The following is a 17,088-nucleotide window of genomic DNA, read 5'->3' as shown; positions in this document are numbered from 1 at the left end:
CGGACGATTTTGCCGCCGTGACCCCGGTCGATACTCGCCCATGACAACACGCAGCCAAAGAGGCGCGCATGACCCTGCCCTTTTCCACCTGCCCGGACCTGCACGCCAGCATCGACATCCCCTCTGCCGAGCTCAGCAGCCTGCTCGGGCTGGTCTACCACGGCACGCTGGAGCCCACGCCCTGGGCCAGTTTGCTGGAAGCCCTGCGCCAGCGATTCGCCGCCAGCTTCTTCACCCTGGTGCTGCGCAACCCCGACCATGAACGCCCCGGGCTGATCGTCAATGCCTCGGTGCATGGCGCGCTGTTGCCCGGCGAGCCCTCTTACAGCGAACACTTCTATTCGATCTGCCCGTTCCTCGACTGGCCCGCGGACCAGGTGGCCAGTGCCGACCAGGTGCTGGGCACGGAGGCCTGGCTGGCCCATGATTTCTACCGCAACTACCTGCACCCCCTGGACCTGCGCGATGTGCTGGTGGCCAACATGCGCACTGCCGCCGGCATGCACTGCGCACTGTTCGCCTGCCGCGACCACGCCAGCGAAGCGTTCACCCCGGCGCAAATCAACCTGATCCGCCTGTTGCTGCCGCACCTGCAACAGGCGGTGGACCTGCACTCGGCGGTGGATCAACTGGATGCCGAACGCCAGCTCTACGCGGCAACCATCGACCGCCTGATGGTGGGCACGGCCATCCTCGACGAGAACGGCCGGATGATGCGCTGTAACCGTGCCGCCCAGCGCCTGTTCGACAGCCATGACGGTCTGGAGTGCAAGCACGACAAGCTCTGTGCCTTCGCCAACCATGAGAACCGCACACTGCAGCAGGCCATCCAGGCCGTGTTGAAACAACGCCCCCGCGGCCTCGACGACCTGCAAGTCCTGACCCTGTCGCGGCCCAGCGGTGAGATGCCGCTGAACCTGCTGCTGCGCCCGATTGCCATGAACTACCAGACCCACAACAGCGCCCAACGCCCGGCAGTGGTGGTGTTCATCCGCGATCCCGCCGACTCGCCACAAGCCTCGCGTGACCTGCTGCGTAGCCTGTTCCAACTGACCCGCACGGAAACCGAAGTGGCCATGCTGGTCATGGACGGCCAGACCCTCGATGAGACAGCCGAGGCACTCGGGGTTTCGCGCAACACCGTGCGCGCTCACTTGCGCGGTGTATTCGCCAAGACTGGCGCCACGCGCCAGGCGCAACTGGTCAAGACCTTGCTCAATAGCGTGGCGTCGTTGGGGTAGCTGTCTGCATAAACTCAACCGCGCACCAGGTAGGCCCCCGGGGGAACCCGATGTCGCAGCTTCTTGCATTTGCCGGGTGCGGGCTGATGCCCCGCCGGGCGATCAGGAAACCAGATTCGGCATTTGCCCGGACGCGGCATATGGCCGCGGGGAATCTCGACCTCAGCGTACGCCCGCTCTGGCTCGACATTAGCCATTTGTAATTTTCCTTCGGGCCCGGCTCTGCCCACCGACGGCGCATCCAGAACCCGATCTGCCTCTGCGCGAGCCAAGTTGCCAGCGTCGCTCCCAGTGTCCGGAGTGGATTGCTCAGCAACGGCCATTTCCGCTTCGCGACGCCTTTGGGCCTCCTCTTCCAGCCCCTTCTGTACTGCGACCAAGTCCTCTTTTGCGTTGGGTGGAGTACCCGAAGACTGGGCCTGCTGCGCCGCCTGGATCAATTGGAAGTTGCGGTTGCGGAGCTCGACGTTGCGACCAACCCGTATGTTCGAGCGCGCCGCCAGGGTTTCAGCCTGCTGGTACTGCCCCTGCTGAAGGCGCAACACACCCAGGTAATGCAACGTCGCGGGATTGTTCGGCTGGATATGCAGGGCACGCTCCAGCGTAGCGGCGGCCTGGTCCAATTGGCCATTTTCATACTGCCGCGAGGCGGTTTCGATCAAGGTGGTTGATGCGCTGTTACTCTGCGCCGGCGCGCTTCGTTCGGCAGCAACCGAACAAAGCGACGGGACAGCGCAGAACACCAGGATGAAGCCCGGCAGAAATCTCTTGGTTGGCATCAGGGGGCGGACTCGACTGAATTCAAACGGCACTGCCGTAAAACAGGCCACAACGCTGCTCGGCATTTGCGATACAGGGCCGCTATTGACCTGGCCAATACCCTGAAGTTCCTGCTGCAACGACCGTTGCGACCAGTACCATTTTTTACCACCCCCAACATCCAGGCACGATCTGTTGCTGTTCTTCACGCAGGGCGCAAAACGGCCAAGAGCCGTCGTTCAGGACAGTACAAACGGCTGACTTTTCACTCTGGCGAAGAAGAGTGAATGAGATATCTTGTCGAGCTGTCGATACGCTCAACATTCCAAGGAAGCCAATGCTCAGTTCACTCGTATCAAATGGTCAGCCACAAACGCCTGACCGGTTAGAACTGACGGCCCCCTGGTGGAGTTTTACGAAAACAGTCCTGGCTGCGACAGCCCTGTCGTTGGTACGTGACGGGCTCATCGGACTGGACGACCCGATTTCTGATCAGCCTTTCACGTTACGCCAGCTACTGCGGCATGAAGCAGGCCTGGCCGATTACGGCGAACTTGCGGAGTACCACGCCGCTGTTACGAACAGTGAGCCAGCCTGGTCGGCAGATGAAATGATGCAACGCCTTGACGGTGCTCGACTTCGATGCAATCCCGGAACCGATTGGCATTACTCGAATGTTGGCTACTTGCTCATCAGCAGGCTTATTGAACGGCTAACTGATCTGACGCTTGATGATGCGGTGACTCAACGTGCACTTACTCCTCTGGGCCTGTCGAACGTTCGCTTTGCTAAAACGCGAGCAGACTTGCAAAAGACCCATCTTGGAAGCACCTCGAATTATGACCCCGCGTGGGTCTATCATGGCTTGCTGATCGGCCCAATTTCCCAAGCAGCGCTATTTCTGGATCGACTCCTCTGCGGTGAACTGCTCTCCACGGGCTTGCTCCAGGAAATGCAGACAGCACGAACATTGGGCGGCCCGATTCCCGGGCGCCCATGGATCATTCCGGGCTATGGCCTAGGTGTGATGCAAGGGTCGATTGACGGCGGACATTCCCTATGCGGGCACACAGGCTGCGGGCCAGGCAGTGTCATTGCTGTCTACCGTATCCGCGACGGCGACGCATCGGCTTGTTGCGCTGTTTTTGAAGCGGGTGCCAGTGAAGGTGCCGTCGAAGCCATCGCGGTGAAACAGCTGATGCAAGTTATGCGCGGTGGCTGACGACGGCTAAGTCCTTTTGGCGTCGACCTCATGATTCGCCGGATGACCGCTTCACGCCCTGAGGAAGTCAGTCAACCAAAAATCGTCAGGCGTATTCAACGGAACATTCCATTTAAGAGTTTTCTGCCTCGGGCGCACGGAAGGCCTTACTGTAATAGCCGGACTGGTCGAAACAGCAAACCTGCTTCTTGCCGGTTGCAAGCATATCGCAGGCATCACCAATTCGCTTTTCGCGCGTTTTGAGTTGCTTGGCTGAAGTAATCCAGTGGATCCAGTCTACTCGTGCAATGGTCGTTGTATTATTCCAAACTTTACGAGCCTCAGGAGTGGCTGCCAGTGCTTCCTCAAAATCTGCCGGGATGTCAGGCTCGGGTTCCTTTTTCACAGGGGTAAGCTCGAGTGTAACGATATCCCCAACGGCCACACCTGCGGCGTCGAGTAACTCGCTACTTACCTTCAGCCAATGGCTCAGCTGACCATCGGGCTCAAGGGTTGCCTGGAAATGGTGCCCATTGATTGTGCCTTCAACTGTCGTCCTTCCCCGCCTCGGAAGCGGTTCACTCGCGTCTCTTGGCAGTACTGCGAACGCCCAGGACGTATCATTACCGGGCTTTGCCGGACGAAGAAGCTTTGCTTCGAATCGGGATTTCACATCGATTATTGTCATTGCCACTCCTCCAACTAATACGCCTGACTACTTTCTGGCAACATCACTGTAGCGTTCAAATGCGACATTGATGTCGCCAAGATGGGCGCTTAGTTATCCATCACCTCGTCCAGTGCCTTCTCGAGGGTGCTGACCGTGCGCTCGATATTGTGCAGCTTTTCGAGTCCGAACAGACCGATGCGAAAGGTCTGGAAATCGGCCGGCTCGTCGCATTGCAACGGCACTCCGGCGGCGATCTGCAGGCCGTGGCTGGCAAATTTCTTACCGCTCTTGATGTCGGCATCATCGGTGTAGCTCACCACTACGCCAGGAGCCTGAAAGCCGGCTGCGGCCACGCTTTTGATGCCTTTGCCGGTCAACATTGCGCGCACCCGATCGCCCAGAGCCTGTTGTTCGCCGCGGACCTTGTCGAAACCGTAGGCTTGCGTCTCTTTCATCACTTCGTTGAATCGCGCGAGGGAATCGCTGGGCATGGTCGCATGGTAGGCATGTCCGCCCTGTTCGTAGGCCTGCATGATCTGAAGCCACTTTTTCAGGTCGCAGGCGAAGCTGCTGCTCTGCGTCTGTTCGATGCGCTCGAGGGCCAAAGCACTGAGCATCACCAGGGCGCAGCACGGGGAGGCGCTCCAGCCTTTCTGCGGTGCGCTGATCAGCAGGTCGATTGCGCATTTGTGCATATCAACCCAAATCGTGCCTGAGGCGATGCAGTCCAGCACGAACAGGCCACCCACCGCATGCACCGCGTCGCCGACGGCCCGCAGGTACTCGTCGGGCAGGATAATCCCTGATGAGGTTTCAACGTGGGGGGCGAAGACAATCTGCGGTTTCTGCGCCGCAATGGCTGCCAGCACTTCGTCCAGAGGGGGCGGAGCGTAGGCAGCCTGGCGACCTGTGTCGACCGGTCGGGCTTTGAGCACCGTGGTGGCCGCCGGGATGTTGCCCATCTCAAGGATCTGGCTCCAGCGATAACTGAACCAGCCGTTGCGTATCACCAGGCATTGCTGGCCGGTGGCAAACTGTCGTGCCACCGCTTCCATGCCGAATGTGCCGCTGCCCGGGACCACCGCAACAGCCTGGGCGTTGTAGACCTGTTTCAGGGTCTTGGAAATGTTCTTCATCACGCCTTGAAATGACTGCGACATGTGGTTGAGCGAGCGGTCGGTGTAGACCACTGAGTACTCGACCAGCCCCTCGGGATCGATACTGGGATAGAGCTTTGACATGGGTGACTCCTTTGGCAGGGATCTCAGTGGTATCGACCCTGCCCTAAGCCTTGGCAAATGACAAGATTGCTCGGGATTGAATTGCGACTTCTGTCGAGCGGCTGGCAGCATCAGGTCGATTACTGGACGTAGCAATGCTCGCAGGTCGCTGCTGAGTTGTGGGAGGGGGGCTTAAAGGTTCCTACCTCCTTACATTCGTTCGATAGCGACCAGCTACAAAGGGCGGCAGCCGACCCATTGCAGCCATTCATAAAGTCCCCTTGAAGGGGTTAGTCGTCACGCTAGATTGATTTTGTCGCCCAACCTAATGCGGCATGCTTACTCATTGACGGAACCCCTCCCTGACGCACTGCAAGTAGTTCACAGGTTCCGGACTGATGTCATACCGATTAATTCCCCAGCAATCAGCTTCGCGGCTGCTAATCCAGACAACTTCGGCGGATGGAATTTTCTCGATAAATGCCATCACTGCACCGTATGCGGTTCCATGAGCTATGGCGTGCTCCGCAATCGCTTCGTTGCAGAGAGTGACGATACTTCCGGTTTGTGCGTTAAAGCAGCCATAAAATCCGAGGTAGGACCCAGGAACGGCTACATGCTCTCGTCCAGCGATGAAAACAATTGCGGCGCAAGCGGAGATACACCTCCCGCCCGGGGCTACATAGGTATTTACATAGTGGGCATCTATGACCCGGGATAGCTCGAAAGCAGCCTGAACGCTCCCCCCAGGGCTTTCTAGAATCAATGTGTAGTATCCGTACGAGTGTTTGGCATTCGGCGTCAGAACACCTTTGAGGCGAGTGGCATCTCCAGTAACAATTTCACCGCGACCACGGATTACGGGTTCGCCTTTCATCGTCACCACGTCAAAGGTCATTGCAAACGCGCTCTCACATGCAAGCGACCATAAGGCGATTGCGACTAGCTGCGCCATAGCCGATCTCATGGTATTCGATTCACGTCGGCTCATAAGCGGTCCAATTCCTAGTAGTCGACATATCAGTCGCGATGTAAGTCGTTGTCTAGCTTAGACGTGGGCACGGCAAACGCGACACTGCCCAGAGAGAAACACGGCAAGTTGATGGCAAACCCTGCTGTCTATAGTGATGATGCCAATCTGTTGCATCGACCAGTTGAATCCACAGCCGATTGCGGCCCGTCGCGAAGGTCTTCAATCAACCCAGTCCGGGCACGTCAATCAATTTGAAGGCTTCCATTTCTGAGCATTTTTGTCAGCGTCTATCTGGCTCATCGCGTACAGTCAGGTGAAAATTTACCCTTTTCGCGTATTGCACCGTCCGCCCCTGACAAGGATGCAGACGCTTGCCCACTCAGTCCAGAAAACTTGGCTGACGTACTCAATCTTGATCCGCTTACTCAATAGATATCTCTAGCGAATACAGCTGAATAGACAGAGATTTGCTCATGACTGGCAATAGCAAAAACCTTTTGAAAAGACTTGGAGCCGTCTCATCGATGGACGAGACGCGAGAGCAATTGGCTGCGTTGGCCAACCCATCGTATCTGATAGATATGCGTGAGCAGATGGCTGTGATGTTGAACTCCCTCGAATAAGGCCTTGAAATGAATGGAATGAAATGGGGCTTGCTGGGACCTGACACAGTGGTGAGTGCACGGCGTGCTCGCACTCTAGGTTTGGGGGCAACGGTTCGATTTTTTAATGAGCAGGCGGTGCCTGGGATTGGAGGTGTCTGGTACGGGAAACAGCTTTGGTATGCGGTCTTAGGTATTGCCCTGGCAGGTAGAAGTCAAGCGACGGGGCAAAAAAGCGCCAACATTAAGGCCGCAAATGCAATTGAAGCCTTAGCTTGCTGGCTAGCACTTGATGGCAATAAATGGCAGACCGATTCACGCCTACGCGGCACTACCAAGCTTAGAGGCGTCAGCGATTTATCCTTCAAATCGGTATCCAAACCTGGATTTTATGTGACCCAGCCAATGCGTATGGCAACGGTGCAGGTGCTGCCTGCATTGGGCTTGGTGCAGTCGGATGCGACACGTTTTAACCAGTACCAACTCAGTGAGCATTGCTTACGCCGATTTGATTTGGGCGATAAACCCAATGGCGGCTATGGCCGGGAAATCTTCGATCATATTTACCTCTGGAACCAAGGTAGGCGGGAGGCGCATACCGGGCGTTATAAGGCTTTTTTTTATAAGGCCTTATCACCACTTGAGCCTATGGATGAACCATTACGATGCCTGCTTACCGATGTGCTACACAGCGGTGGCGAAAGTGAGCCGCATGCCAGCAAGCTACGCCGGCGTAAAGCCCTGCAATGGGTTGAAGGGCTGCGTCAGCAACCGGAGCAAGCTCTCAGTTGGAATAGCCGCCCAACCATGCTCGATGATGAGCATTGGCATGACCTACGAACTGGCGCTGCCTTTTTTGCGCTGCGTGATCAGAGTCTAGGGGTACTCGATGCGCTCGAGTCGCATCTCGGGACCTTACAAAATGGCCGATCTTTTGACTTGAGCACCGCAACCTTGCCGCAGTCGGTGCTGGTGGCACTCGCTGAGTTGCGTCAGCTGGCTTCTACGTACAAGGCGTTGGGTCATAGCGAGCCCGCGGCCTTTCAGTTCTGTCGCGAGTGCAGTGCTGAAGCTGATGCAGCAATTGTTCGTCACCTTGTGGAGCGCGATGGACGTGTGTTGCGCCTGATGGGTTCCGTTGTTTTGCCAGGCCCTGCATTCGATGGCGCTCCTAGTGTTAACAGTACTGAGTCTGAAACGCCACCGGAAGAAGTTGATCAGCGTCGTTTGAAGTGGCCCACAGGCATGTCGAGCCGTATAAGCAATTTGTTCTTTTTGAACGCTGACCTGCATGGCGATCTAGATACATGGCTCAGCGCAGCCCCACTCCCACATAGTGAAGAATCATGATGAGCACACCATCTCTGTTGCATCATTTCGAAGCTCCTGATCACTATTTGGGCAGTTTTGGTTGGTTGTGTGGTTATTCCGCCGATTGCAATTTTCTCGATCAGGCCGCCGAGCGTTTCACCCGGCAAACCACCGCACAGCGTGCCCATCAGGGACAATTGGCATTGGCGCTTATGCTCGACCCCGCGCACGCACCTATCGCCTTGACGGACGCTCCAGGGGTTGCTCATCTGATCTTCACGTCGGAACAAAAAAAGCCCTTTGCTTTGCTGCATGCGAAAGTGGCGGTGCTGGGCTTTCGCCATGAAAAAGAACCACATCGCTGGCTATTGCGCTTGATCGTCTCCACAGGTAACTGGACGGTCCAAACTGTTACCGAGTCGCTTGATCTCGTTTCGTGCATTGAATGCAGCAGTGAGGAAGTGCAACAGCAGCCTGCTTGGCTTGGGCAAAACTGCACGGACATTACTGCAGCTTGGCAGATGCTAACGTGGCTTAGCGGTTATTTCGATACACGGATTCTGCATGCCAAATCTCGTCACCAGTCAGCCTCTTTAACAGCGCAGTCCATGCAATGGCTGAGTGGCTGGTTAGGTATTGTCGCTGCTCACGCGGCGAATGCACCCTCGCGTTATTTTGATAACCGCAAACAGTCTTTGCTTGCGCAATTGGTGCCTTTGATCAAACAGCATGCCTCCGACGTTAAGCGTAATTATCTTGGTATGGGCTCGGGTTTTTTTGAAGGCGTTAATGGCCAAGGGCAACTGCCCTCGGTGCTGAGCAAAATCACCTCAATGTTGAAAGACTCTGGTCTATTAACTGCTCGCCCTAAAGTCGACGTTTTCGTTAACCCGGGAGCATGTCAATCCGTTGCCGAAGGGTTGAGTGCTATGCAGTCGGCTGGCTACATCGTTCGCGCAGCTGCGCAAAATACTGAGATTTTTGGTTCGGTTACGCCGCGTTCGCTGCATGCTAAGTTTATTTTCTCCGCCAACGCCCGGGAAGACAGTTCGCGCTGCAGCAGTGCCTGGGTTTACCTGGGGTCGGGAAACTTGACTGGTCCAGGGTTTGCCAGCCCGATGTCAAATGTAGGCGGTAACCTTGAGGCTGGCATACTGCTTAGTCCTGACGGATTGTATTGGCGCGCAGAGGGGGGGGCCAACACGACACGGATAATTACTAACCTACTACCAGTTCAGTGGGATACGGTTATTTCCGCGCTTGAGCAATTGTCTGCCGGTGAGCCCATGCCAGAACATGACGATGGCCCGCTTTCCGCGCCGCTTGCATGGCTGAACTGGCAAGAGGCCGAGGAAGGAAGTTTACTGTGTGCCCCTGAGCAAACCGAAGTGCCAGTAACGCTGCTGGATGCCAACGGTGCCGGATGCGCCAACCTGCAGTCCGGTGTGTGGCAATGGCTTGGTCATCCACCTCGAGTGGTGACAATTCAATGGTCAATTGCTGGGCAGGTGCATAGCGCTGTGGTGCCCGTACTCGATGAGTCCGGGCGCTTAGCCGCAACACCTATGCCTGAACTGGATCTGGATGAGGTCTGGTGGCAGCTGGCCAATTTCCCGCAGGCCGCTGTGGATGAGGACCAGTCGCTGAATGAGCTCGAAGAGAGTGCAGCCAGTACGGGGCAGGCCGGGGCTGCTGTAGGGGATGATGCCAGCACTGCCGGCTACCCGATTCGTCGGATGATGGCGCTCATTGAGCAGATAGCTGCCAGGCAGGTAGAACTTCACCCGCTCGACTGGTTGGCTTGGTGCACGCGACTAGAACAGTCTCTGCTGCAAGTCGCTAAGGATCCAGTCATCAGCGTATTCCGGTCTATGCGCCTCAACCCTCTAAGCCCGTTGCGCCAAGCTGCATTCTTGCCAATTTTTGCCGAGCAGGCGTCGAGCCCTGAGGGCGCTGATTATCTTGCCATGCTTGCCCGTATCGAGACCTCCTGGGATGTAGCAAACCTGTGCCAGATTGGAGAGCAGCAATGATCCATAAATTTCAAGGATGGCAGGTTGTTGCAGACAAGTTGCTTGAACTCGTTCAGCAGCAGGACCCAGGTACAAACCCAAACCCTTGGCTAAATCAGGGACAGTGCGCCAGTGTGCGTGCATTGGCCAAACGATTGCCGGATAACGGGGTAATCGTGGCGGATGAAGTCGGGATGGGCAAAACCCGCATCGCCGTTGCGGTGATCCGAGCAGTGGTTGCCGCCGGTGGCCGTATTGCAGTGTTGGTGCCGCCAGTACTGGGTTACCAATGGCAGGAAGAGTTAACCCGTGGGGAGGTCAAAGCTGCCCCTTTACTGCGCAGCCTATGGCAATACATTTCGGCCTGGGATTCGGAGCAGGTTGCAGAGCAGAAACCATGGTTTGCTGAATCAGTGGTCATGGTTTCTCACGGCTTTTCTAACTGGCGCTTGGGTCAAGATTCGGCTGTATGGCGCTGGGCATTGCTGCCTGAGGTCTATGCCCATTGGCGTAAGAGAACCCAAGGGCGTTTTCCGCGTGGTTACTTTCAAGAAGAGGCCCTCAACTATTCCTGGGCTGAGTACACATCAATAAAAAATGCTGCTGCCAGCATCTGTAGCGCCATACCGGCAGACCCACAGCATCCGCTGTATCAGCAAATGGACGCGCTAATAAGTCGTACACCATGGCCGGGCGCCTTGGATGCAAGTGAATACAAACGCTATGAAATACTCCGTCCCTGCCTCGAAGAAACAGTCGGCTTGGGTTTGGGCCACTTTGATCTGGTCGTCATCGACGAGGCGCACAAAAGTCGTAATGACGACAGTGGCCTTTCCGGCCTGCTTGGCCGCTTGATCCAGGCAACCCATGATGTCCGGCGCTTTGCGATGACTGCGACTCCAGTTGAATTGGATGTCAGTCAATGGCAGCAAATCCTCCGTCGTATCGAACTCAAGCCTGAGCAATTGCAGGTCGTCGAAAGCTCCGTAACGGCTTATGCCTATGCAGTGCAAAAGGTCCGTGCCACCCCTACCGATGCGACCATCAGAGCCGCCTATACTGCTGCGGCTGCAAGTTTTCAGGAGACTTTGTCGCCTTTCGTCTTGCGCCGTGACAAACGACAGGACCAAGCCGTACAGCAGTTTGTAAAGGCTACCCAATTGTCCCATGACGCCTATCGGCAGGAGAGCGACATTGCTATTGATGTGGCAACGCTAAATCCCGCCTGGCGGCAGGCCGTTTGCGCGGCCGAAGCCCTGTCGGTGGTGACTGTTGGCCTGCGCGATGGTCAGAATGAACAGCTTAAACGCTTACGCCTGACGATGGGTAATGGCCATGGTCTCGCTGCTGTAATCGATAGCCACAGTTATGTTGCCGAGCAAGACAGCGAAGCCGATGAGTTGGCGGATAATCAATCGGCTGCGATAGGCAAAGCCTCGCAAAGCTCCGCAGAGCTCAAACGCCTGCAGCGTGCGCAATGGTGGAACAGGGTTATGCAGCAACCCTTCGTAGATACAAATGGCGATGAGGTACTGTTTAACCATCCGGCGACCTTGGCAGCAGTAGAAGCCATTGAAGAGGTCATTGAACGTGGTGAAAAAGCCCTGGTCTTTGGGCGCTTTACTCGACCATTGACTTGTTTAATGCAGCTGCTGAATGCCCGTGCCATGTTACGCGCAGTCGCGACAGGCCAATCGTGGCCTCAAGCCAAGGTGCATGGTGAAATTGATGGCGGTGCCCATGAGAGCGATTGGCCTGCGGTGCGCGCGGCGCATCAGCAGTTGCAATCGGGCTTACGCTTGGATTTCCTGGACGCCGCATTAGCCGAGCAATACCGCGAGTTGCAAAAGCGCCGGCAAAGCCAGCGCAATAGTCTGCCTGGTTTGCTCGAAGAGGGTTTTCGCCGGGAGCAATTCGAACCCCGCGTGCATAGCCTCTACGGTGCATTTTGCAACATGTTGGTCAATGCCCAAGAGGGGGAAGATGACTCTCACAGCCTAGCGCTGGTTAGCCGTGCCCTGACCGAGCAATTGGGTGAGTCGGCCCAGTTGCTAAGTCCTGAGCGTTATACCAAAGCCTTTGCCGATCTGATGCAGGCCTTGTGCGAACGCAATGAAGGCGATCAGGACGGCGATGGCCAACTCGATGAGCAGGAAGCTGAACGCTTGTGGCCGCATTTACAGCAGCGCCTAAAAGATGAGTACGGCAGCAGTCAAGGCACGTTTGCCCGTTTGATGTACGGCGGCACGAGCCAACATAGCCGACGCATGATGCAACTGGCATTTAATCGTCCGCACAGCTCAATCAAGGCGCTAGTGGCGCAATCAATGGTTGGTCGCGAGGGGTTGAACCTGCATGAAGCCTGCAAAACCGTGATCTTGCTTCATCCCGAGTGGAACCCCGGCGTGGTTGAGCAGCAAATTGGTCGCGTTGATCGGGTTGGCAGCTTCTGGCAGCAGCAACTGGCCCGCGCCATCGAGAGTAATGCCGAGATTCCACGGATTGTTGTGCGCCCGGTGATTTTCCAAGGCACTTACGATGAGCATAACTGGCAGGTTCTGCGCACTCGCTGGGCCAACTTACGTGCGCAACTGCATGGTATTGTGGTCCCACAGAGCAACTCGGATGACCCTGAGATACAGTCTTACTTAGACGAAATTGCGGCTGCAGCGCCACGCTTTTTCGCCACAGAGTAAGTCTGAGTGGGCTTGCAGGAGGCCATGTTGGTCTAGGCCTCCACTAGCCCTATGTCCGCAAGCCGTTAAGTTTGGTTAAGGTGGGTTGCGGGTTGTTTTTTCATCAGGCCAACTTGCGCAACATCGCAAGGTGAACAGATTGCTAATATTAGCAATCTACAAACGCGTCAATATTTCGGCCAAAAGACCTGGTTTTGCTTGGCGAGAATGGTCGAGCCCCATGTCCGCAAGTTGCTAAGTTTTGCTAAGGCCACTTTTCCCATCAGGAAACGGGAGGTCAGTACGTAATTGCATGGCTTTAACCAGCCATTGGCATTGCCACTGAGCAGTAAATTGCATCCGTGCTCACCAACCGTTTGCATTCGACTTGACCAGAACACGCCGTAGTGGCGACCGGCAGAGAACGGCCACTAGCTGACAATCGCATTCACTTTTGTATCACCGATTGAACTGGCTGGGTGCTACCAATGCAGTTACGGGTTGCGATGTTTTCTCGGGCAGTCGCCGCAGCCTGATTTGGTCGCCGGCACTCCCGGCTTGCCGAGTCAGCCCGCCGGCCATACGATTCGACTATTCCTCAGGCGGAGGAGTCATTGTGAAGCCGGTGATGCTCCTGACGCGCATCCTGGCGCCTGCCATCGCTCTGGCGTTGGCATCTGCCGGTCTGCATGCCGACGACCCGTTCGCGCCGTTGCGCGATGCCATGGTGCGGGAGATCGCCAACATGTCGTCCGTCACCCGCGACGAAACCGGCAGAGTCGAGTTTGCCGCGCCGGTGATGGCCGCGATGGCCAAGGTGCCACGCCATAAGTTCGTCCCGCCCGACGAGGTGCCCTACGCCTACGAAAATCGTCCGCTGCCGATCGGCTACGGCCAGACCATCTCCCAGCCGTACATCGTCGCCTTGATGACCGACCTGACGCAGGTCGGGCCCGGCGACGTGGTACTCGAGATCGGCACTGGCTCGGGCTACCAAGCGGCGATCCTCGCCGAGCTGGCGCAGGCGGTCTATACGATGGAGATCATCGAGCCGCTGGCAGTGCAGGCCGGGGAGCGCTTGGGCCGTCTGGGATATGCGAAGGTGCAGGCCCGGCTGGGCGATGGCTACCACGGCTGGCCCGAGCACGGGCCTTACGACGCCATCCTCGTCACCGCCGCCGCCAGCCATGTGCCGCCGCCACTGATCGCCCAGCTCAAGGCCGGCGGACGGATGGTAATCCCGGTCGGCGCGCCGTTCATGATCCAGTACCTGCTGCTGATCGAGAAGGCCGGCGATGGCAGTGTGTCCACCCGGCAGGTGCTGCCTGTGAGCTTCGTGCCGCTGGTCGGAGGCGGTTGAGCATGCATTCGCCGCCCTTGCTCGCCCTGGCACTGCTGTCCGCCTCCGCGCTCGGCTATGAGGTGCTGCTGCTGCGACTGCTTTCGATCATCCAGTGGCACCATTTCGCCTACATGATGATCAGCGTCGCGCTGCTCGGCTACGGCGCTGCCGGCACCGCCGTGGCGCTGGCACGGCCTGTGCTGGCGCCGCGCTTCCACGGCGTGTTCATTGGCGGCGCGGTGTTGTTCGGGCTGAGCGCCATCGCCTGCTTCAGCCTGGCCCAGCAGGTTCCGTTCAATCCCCTCGAGATCCTCTGGGACGCGCGGCAGTCGGCACGCCTGCTGATGATCTACCTGCTGCTGTTCGTGCCGTTCTTCTGCGCGGCGGTGTGCATCTGCCTGACCTTCACCTGCTTTCAGGAACAGATTCACCGGATCTACGCCTTCGACATTCTCGGCGCCGGCGTGGGCAGCCTGGCGATTGTCGCCGCGCTGTTCGCCCTGACGCCCGTCGATGCGCTGCGGCTGCTGGGCGGCACCGGCATCGCCGCCGGGGCGCTGGCCGGAATGGCTTGCACGGGGCATAGGCACTGGCTCGCGCCGTTGCTGCTGGCGGCGGCAGTCGCGGTGCCGGTCGGCGTGCCCGGGCGCTGGATCGCCCTGTCGCCCTCCGAGTACAAGGAACTGAGCCAGACGCTGCGTATCAAGGATGCGCGCGCAATCGCCCAGACCTGGAGTCCGCTGGGTCTGCTGACGGTCGTCGACAGCCCGACCATTCCCCTGCGCTACGCGCCTGGCCTAAGCCTCAACGCGACACAGGAACCGCCCGCACAACTGGCTATCTTTACCGACGGCGACGGCGTTTCCGTGCTGAACCGCTATGACGGGCGCCGCGAGCCGCTCGCCTACCTGGACTACCTCACCTCAGCTCTTCCCTATCACTTGCTGCGCCAACCCCGCGTGCTGGTGCTGGGCAGCGGCGCCGGCGCCGATGTGCTGCAGGCGATCTATCACGGCGCCAGCGCGGTGGATGCCATCGAACTGAACCCACAGGTGATCGATCTGGTCCAGCGCCACTTCGCCGACTTCTCCGGCAAGCCGTACAGCGCGCCCAACGTCCGTGTGCTGATCGGCGAGGCGCGCGGCCTGGTGGCTTCGCGCGGCGAGCCTTACGACCTGATCCAGATCGCCCTGCTGGACTCCTTCGGCACTGCTTCGGGCGGCCTGCATGCGCTGTCCGAGAACTACCTGTACACGGTTGATGCCTTCGCCGAGTACCTGCGCCATCTCGCGCCCGGCGGCTTGTTGGCCATCACCCGCTGGGTCACCCTGCCGCCGCGCGATGTTCCCAGGCTGCTGGCCACCGCGGCCGCGGCCATCGAGCGCGACGGGCAGGCCAGCGCGGCGCGCCGCATCGTCATGATCCGCGGCTGGAAGACCGCGACGCTGCTGGTCAGCAACAGGGATTTCGACGACGCCGGCATCGCTGTGCTGCGGGAGTTCTGCCGGGCGCGCTCCTTCGACCTGGCCTACTACCCCGGGATGACCGTGGCCGAGGCGAACCGCTACAACCTGCTCGACCGGCCCTGGTTCTTCGAAGCGGCGCAGGCCCTGCTGTCCGGCGAGCGCGCGGAGTTCCTGGCGCGCTACAAGTTCGACGTGCGTCCGACTACGGATGATCGGCCGTATTTCTTCCACTTCTTCAAGTGGCGCTCGCTGCCGGAACTGTTGGCGCTGAAGGCGCAGGGCGGCCTGTCAATGTTGGAGTGGGGCTATCCGGTGCTGATCGCCACGCTGCTGCAGTCCGGCCTGGCCGCCGTGCTGCTGATCCTGGCGCCGTTATGGGTGGCGCGGCGGCGCCAGCGGCGCTCTCGAAATGCGGCTTTGGCCAGGTTCGAACTTCGGGTCGTGTCCTACTTCGCCGCCATCGGCTTCGCCTTCATGTTCGTGGAAATCGCCTTCATCCAGAAGTTCACCCTGTTCCTCAGCCACCCGTTGTATTCGGTGGCGGTCACGCTCAGCGCGTTCCTGATCTTCGCTGGCCTCGGCAGCCGTTACTCCGGCCGGCGGCGGGGGGGCATTGGAGCTGGTGTGGGGCCCCGTCATCCGCTCGCGCGGCCAGTCCTGGCGATCTGCGCGATCGCCCTGCTCTACCTGATCGCCCTGCCCCCGTTGTTCCAGCTGCTGGCGCCGGTGGGGACCCTCGCCAGGTTCGGCATCTGCGCCGCGCTGGTAGCGCCGCTGGCGTTCGCCATGGGCATGCCGTTTCCGCTCGGACTCGGGCGCGTCTCCGCGTGCGCCGAAGCACTGGTGCCGACCGCCTGGGGCGTCAACGCCAGCGTATCGGTGGTGGCGGCCGTGCTGGCGACCCTGTTGGCGATCCACCTGGGTTTCACCGTGGTGTTGCTGCTGGCGTTGCTGCTGTATCTCGTGGCGGCAGTCATGTTTCCCTGATCGCGGCGGTTCGCAGCAAAACGTCAACAGACCCTGGTGAGACGAATGGCCTGTTGGAACGCCGCTTGACCAGTTCACACGTCTCGCCGGTGGTGACCGGCAGAAACCGGCCATAAGCAGCCAGTCGGAAATGTCCACGAAACCATGGGCGATTCACTCTGGGGCACATTGGCATTCAGCTTCCCTCCGCCCTCGGTTCCCGACCGGGAGCGCGGCGCCTACAATGTTGCCATTATCATTTGTCGTCCATCTTTGTTGACGATTGTGGCCGGCGCTCAGTGCTCTCTTCGGCGTTGGGCGCTTCTGGAAAACTCCCTGGCGTGAACACATGGGTCTGCAAGTCGCTGGCATCGACTTCGGCGACACCATGAACCGAACGAGCCAGAACAATGGCCTGTTCACACTGTCTATGAGTGTTGACGCGGCCGCTTAACCCCACTATGCCCGCATGGGTTTTGACATTGATATGCAGGCTAAGGGTCGGATCGGAAAATGCCAGGGCCGACTTCACCTTGGCGGTAATCCATGCATCGTGAACGGCCATTTCCAGACCATGGGAGTAATGCTGGAAGGAGTGAATTTTCATGGCTGAACCCTCTGTCGCGTAATCAGACGTACCGTCCATCCCA

12 protein-coding genes are annotated in these 17,088 nt (G+C 58.3%); 7 read left to right on the top strand and 5 right to left on the bottom strand.

All coding sequences use genetic code 11. From position 1 onward, the window contains the following. Positions 1-68: 68 nt before the first annotated feature. A complete protein-coding gene (locus tag AC1Q6Y_RS23550) occupies positions 69-1,241 on the top strand; it encodes a helix-turn-helix transcriptional regulator (RefSeq protein ID WP_492625256.1) in 1,173 nt (390 codons plus the stop codon). 14 nt (positions 1,242-1,255) lie between these two features. Here AC1Q6Y_RS23550 and AC1Q6Y_RS23545 read toward each other — a convergent pair whose 3' ends face one another. Beyond that, entirely contained in the window at positions 1,256-2,020 is a 765-nt protein-coding gene (locus AC1Q6Y_RS23545; protein WP_492625263.1) for a tetratricopeptide repeat protein, read from the bottom strand. A 317-nt stretch (positions 2,021-2,337) separates the two neighbouring features. Here AC1Q6Y_RS23545 and AC1Q6Y_RS23540 point away from each other — a divergent pair, with 317 nt between their 5' ends. Further along, a complete protein-coding gene (locus AC1Q6Y_RS23540) occupies positions 2,338-3,222 on the top strand; it encodes a serine hydrolase domain-containing protein (protein WP_492625255.1) in 885 nt (294 codons plus the stop codon). A gap of 112 nt (positions 3,223-3,334) precedes the next feature. Here AC1Q6Y_RS23540 and AC1Q6Y_RS23535 read toward each other — a convergent pair whose 3' ends face one another. The 3 genes from AC1Q6Y_RS23535 to AC1Q6Y_RS23525 all read right to left on the bottom strand — a co-directional run bounded on the left by AC1Q6Y_RS23535 (position 3,335) and on the right by AC1Q6Y_RS23525 (position 6,082). Then, a complete protein-coding gene (locus AC1Q6Y_RS23535; protein WP_218498304.1) occupies positions 3,335-3,889 on the bottom strand; it encodes a YdeI/OmpD-associated family protein in 555 nt (184 codons plus the stop codon). Positions 3,890-3,978: 89 nt separating this feature from the next. Next, on the bottom strand, positions 3,979-5,112 hold the full coding sequence (locus tag AC1Q6Y_RS23530; protein ID WP_492625254.1) for an aminotransferase class V-fold PLP-dependent enzyme: 1,134 nt from the start codon (positions 5,110-5,112) through the stop codon (positions 3,979-3,981). A gap of 322 nt (positions 5,113-5,434) precedes the next feature. Continuing rightward, positions 5,435-6,082, bottom strand: coding sequence for a COG3904 family protein (locus AC1Q6Y_RS23525; protein WP_492625253.1), 648 nt, complete (start codon positions 6,080-6,082; stop codon positions 5,435-5,437). Positions 6,083-6,696: 614 nt separating this feature from the next. Between AC1Q6Y_RS23525 and AC1Q6Y_RS23520 the strand changes: the two genes are divergently transcribed. The 5 genes from AC1Q6Y_RS23520 to AC1Q6Y_RS23500 all read left to right on the top strand — a co-directional run bounded on the left by AC1Q6Y_RS23520 (position 6,697) and on the right by AC1Q6Y_RS23500 (position 16,459). Then, a complete protein-coding gene (locus tag AC1Q6Y_RS23520; RefSeq protein WP_492625252.1) occupies positions 6,697-8,016 on the top strand; it encodes a hypothetical protein in 1,320 nt (439 codons plus the stop codon). Next, entirely contained in the window at positions 8,016-10,010 is a 1,995-nt protein-coding gene (locus AC1Q6Y_RS23515) for a hypothetical protein (protein ID WP_492625251.1), read from the top strand. The genes AC1Q6Y_RS23520 and AC1Q6Y_RS23515 overlap by 1 nt, the downstream gene beginning before the upstream one ends. Beyond that, a complete protein-coding gene (locus tag AC1Q6Y_RS23510) occupies positions 10,007-12,685 on the top strand; it encodes a DEAD/DEAH box helicase (protein WP_492625250.1) in 2,679 nt (892 codons plus the stop codon). The genes AC1Q6Y_RS23515 and AC1Q6Y_RS23510 overlap by 4 nt, the downstream gene beginning before the upstream one ends. Positions 12,686-13,280: 595 nt before the next feature. Further along, positions 13,281-14,024 carry a protein-L-isoaspartate(D-aspartate) O-methyltransferase gene (locus AC1Q6Y_RS23505; protein WP_224795391.1) on the top strand — a complete coding sequence of 248 codons (744 nt, stop codon included), beginning with the start codon at positions 13,281-13,283 and terminating at the stop codon, positions 14,022-14,024. Between the two features lie 2 nt (positions 14,025-14,026). Continuing rightward, positions 14,027-16,459 carry a spermine/spermidine synthase domain-containing protein gene (locus tag AC1Q6Y_RS23500; protein ID WP_492625249.1) on the top strand — a complete coding sequence of 811 codons (2,433 nt, stop codon included), beginning with the start codon at positions 14,027-14,029 and terminating at the stop codon, positions 16,457-16,459. Between the two features lie 235 nt (positions 16,460-16,694). Here AC1Q6Y_RS23500 and AC1Q6Y_RS23495 read toward each other — a convergent pair whose 3' ends face one another. Continuing rightward, complete coding sequence (locus AC1Q6Y_RS23495) at positions 16,695-17,045, bottom strand: BON domain-containing protein (RefSeq protein WP_057715287.1); 351 nt, start codon at positions 17,043-17,045, stop codon at positions 16,695-16,697. Between the last annotated feature and the right edge of the window lie 43 nt (positions 17,046-17,088).

Source organism: Pseudomonas sp. GW823-FHT06E10, from assembly GCF_058794995.1.
Note: the sequence above shows the minus strand (reverse complement) of the source record. Positions and strands in the feature narration are given on the sequence as shown.

Coding starts and splice junctions, on each gene's coding strand:
- AC1Q6Y_RS23545 (WP_492625263.1), bottom strand. CDS start 2,020: ATGCCAACCAAGAGATTTCTGCCGGGCTTCATCCTGGTGTTCTGCGCT.
- AC1Q6Y_RS23530 (WP_492625254.1), bottom strand. CDS start 5,112: ATGTCAAAGCTCTATCCCAGTATCGATCCCGAGGGGCTGGTCGAGTAC.
- AC1Q6Y_RS23500 (WP_492625249.1), top strand. CDS start 14,027: ATGCATTCGCCGCCCTTGCTCGCCCTGGCACTGCTGTCCGCCTCCGCG.
- AC1Q6Y_RS23495 (WP_057715287.1), bottom strand. CDS start 17,045: ATGAAAATTCACTCCTTCCAGCATTACTCCCATGGTCTGGAAATGGCC.
- AC1Q6Y_RS23510 (WP_492625250.1), top strand. CDS start 10,007: ATGATCCATAAATTTCAAGGATGGCAGGTTGTTGCAGACAAGTTGCTT.
- AC1Q6Y_RS23550 (WP_492625256.1), top strand. CDS start 69: ATGACCCTGCCCTTTTCCACCTGCCCGGACCTGCACGCCAGCATCGAC.
- AC1Q6Y_RS23525 (WP_492625253.1), bottom strand. CDS start 6,082: ATGAGCCGACGTGAATCGAATACCATGAGATCGGCTATGGCGCAGCTA.
- AC1Q6Y_RS23515 (WP_492625251.1), top strand. CDS start 8,016: ATGAGCACACCATCTCTGTTGCATCATTTCGAAGCTCCTGATCACTAT.
- AC1Q6Y_RS23535 (WP_218498304.1), bottom strand. CDS start 3,889: ATGACAATAATCGATGTGAAATCCCGATTCGAAGCAAAGCTTCTTCGT.
- AC1Q6Y_RS23540 (WP_492625255.1), top strand. CDS start 2,338: ATGCTCAGTTCACTCGTATCAAATGGTCAGCCACAAACGCCTGACCGG.
- AC1Q6Y_RS23520 (WP_492625252.1), top strand. CDS start 6,697: ATGAATGGAATGAAATGGGGCTTGCTGGGACCTGACACAGTGGTGAGT.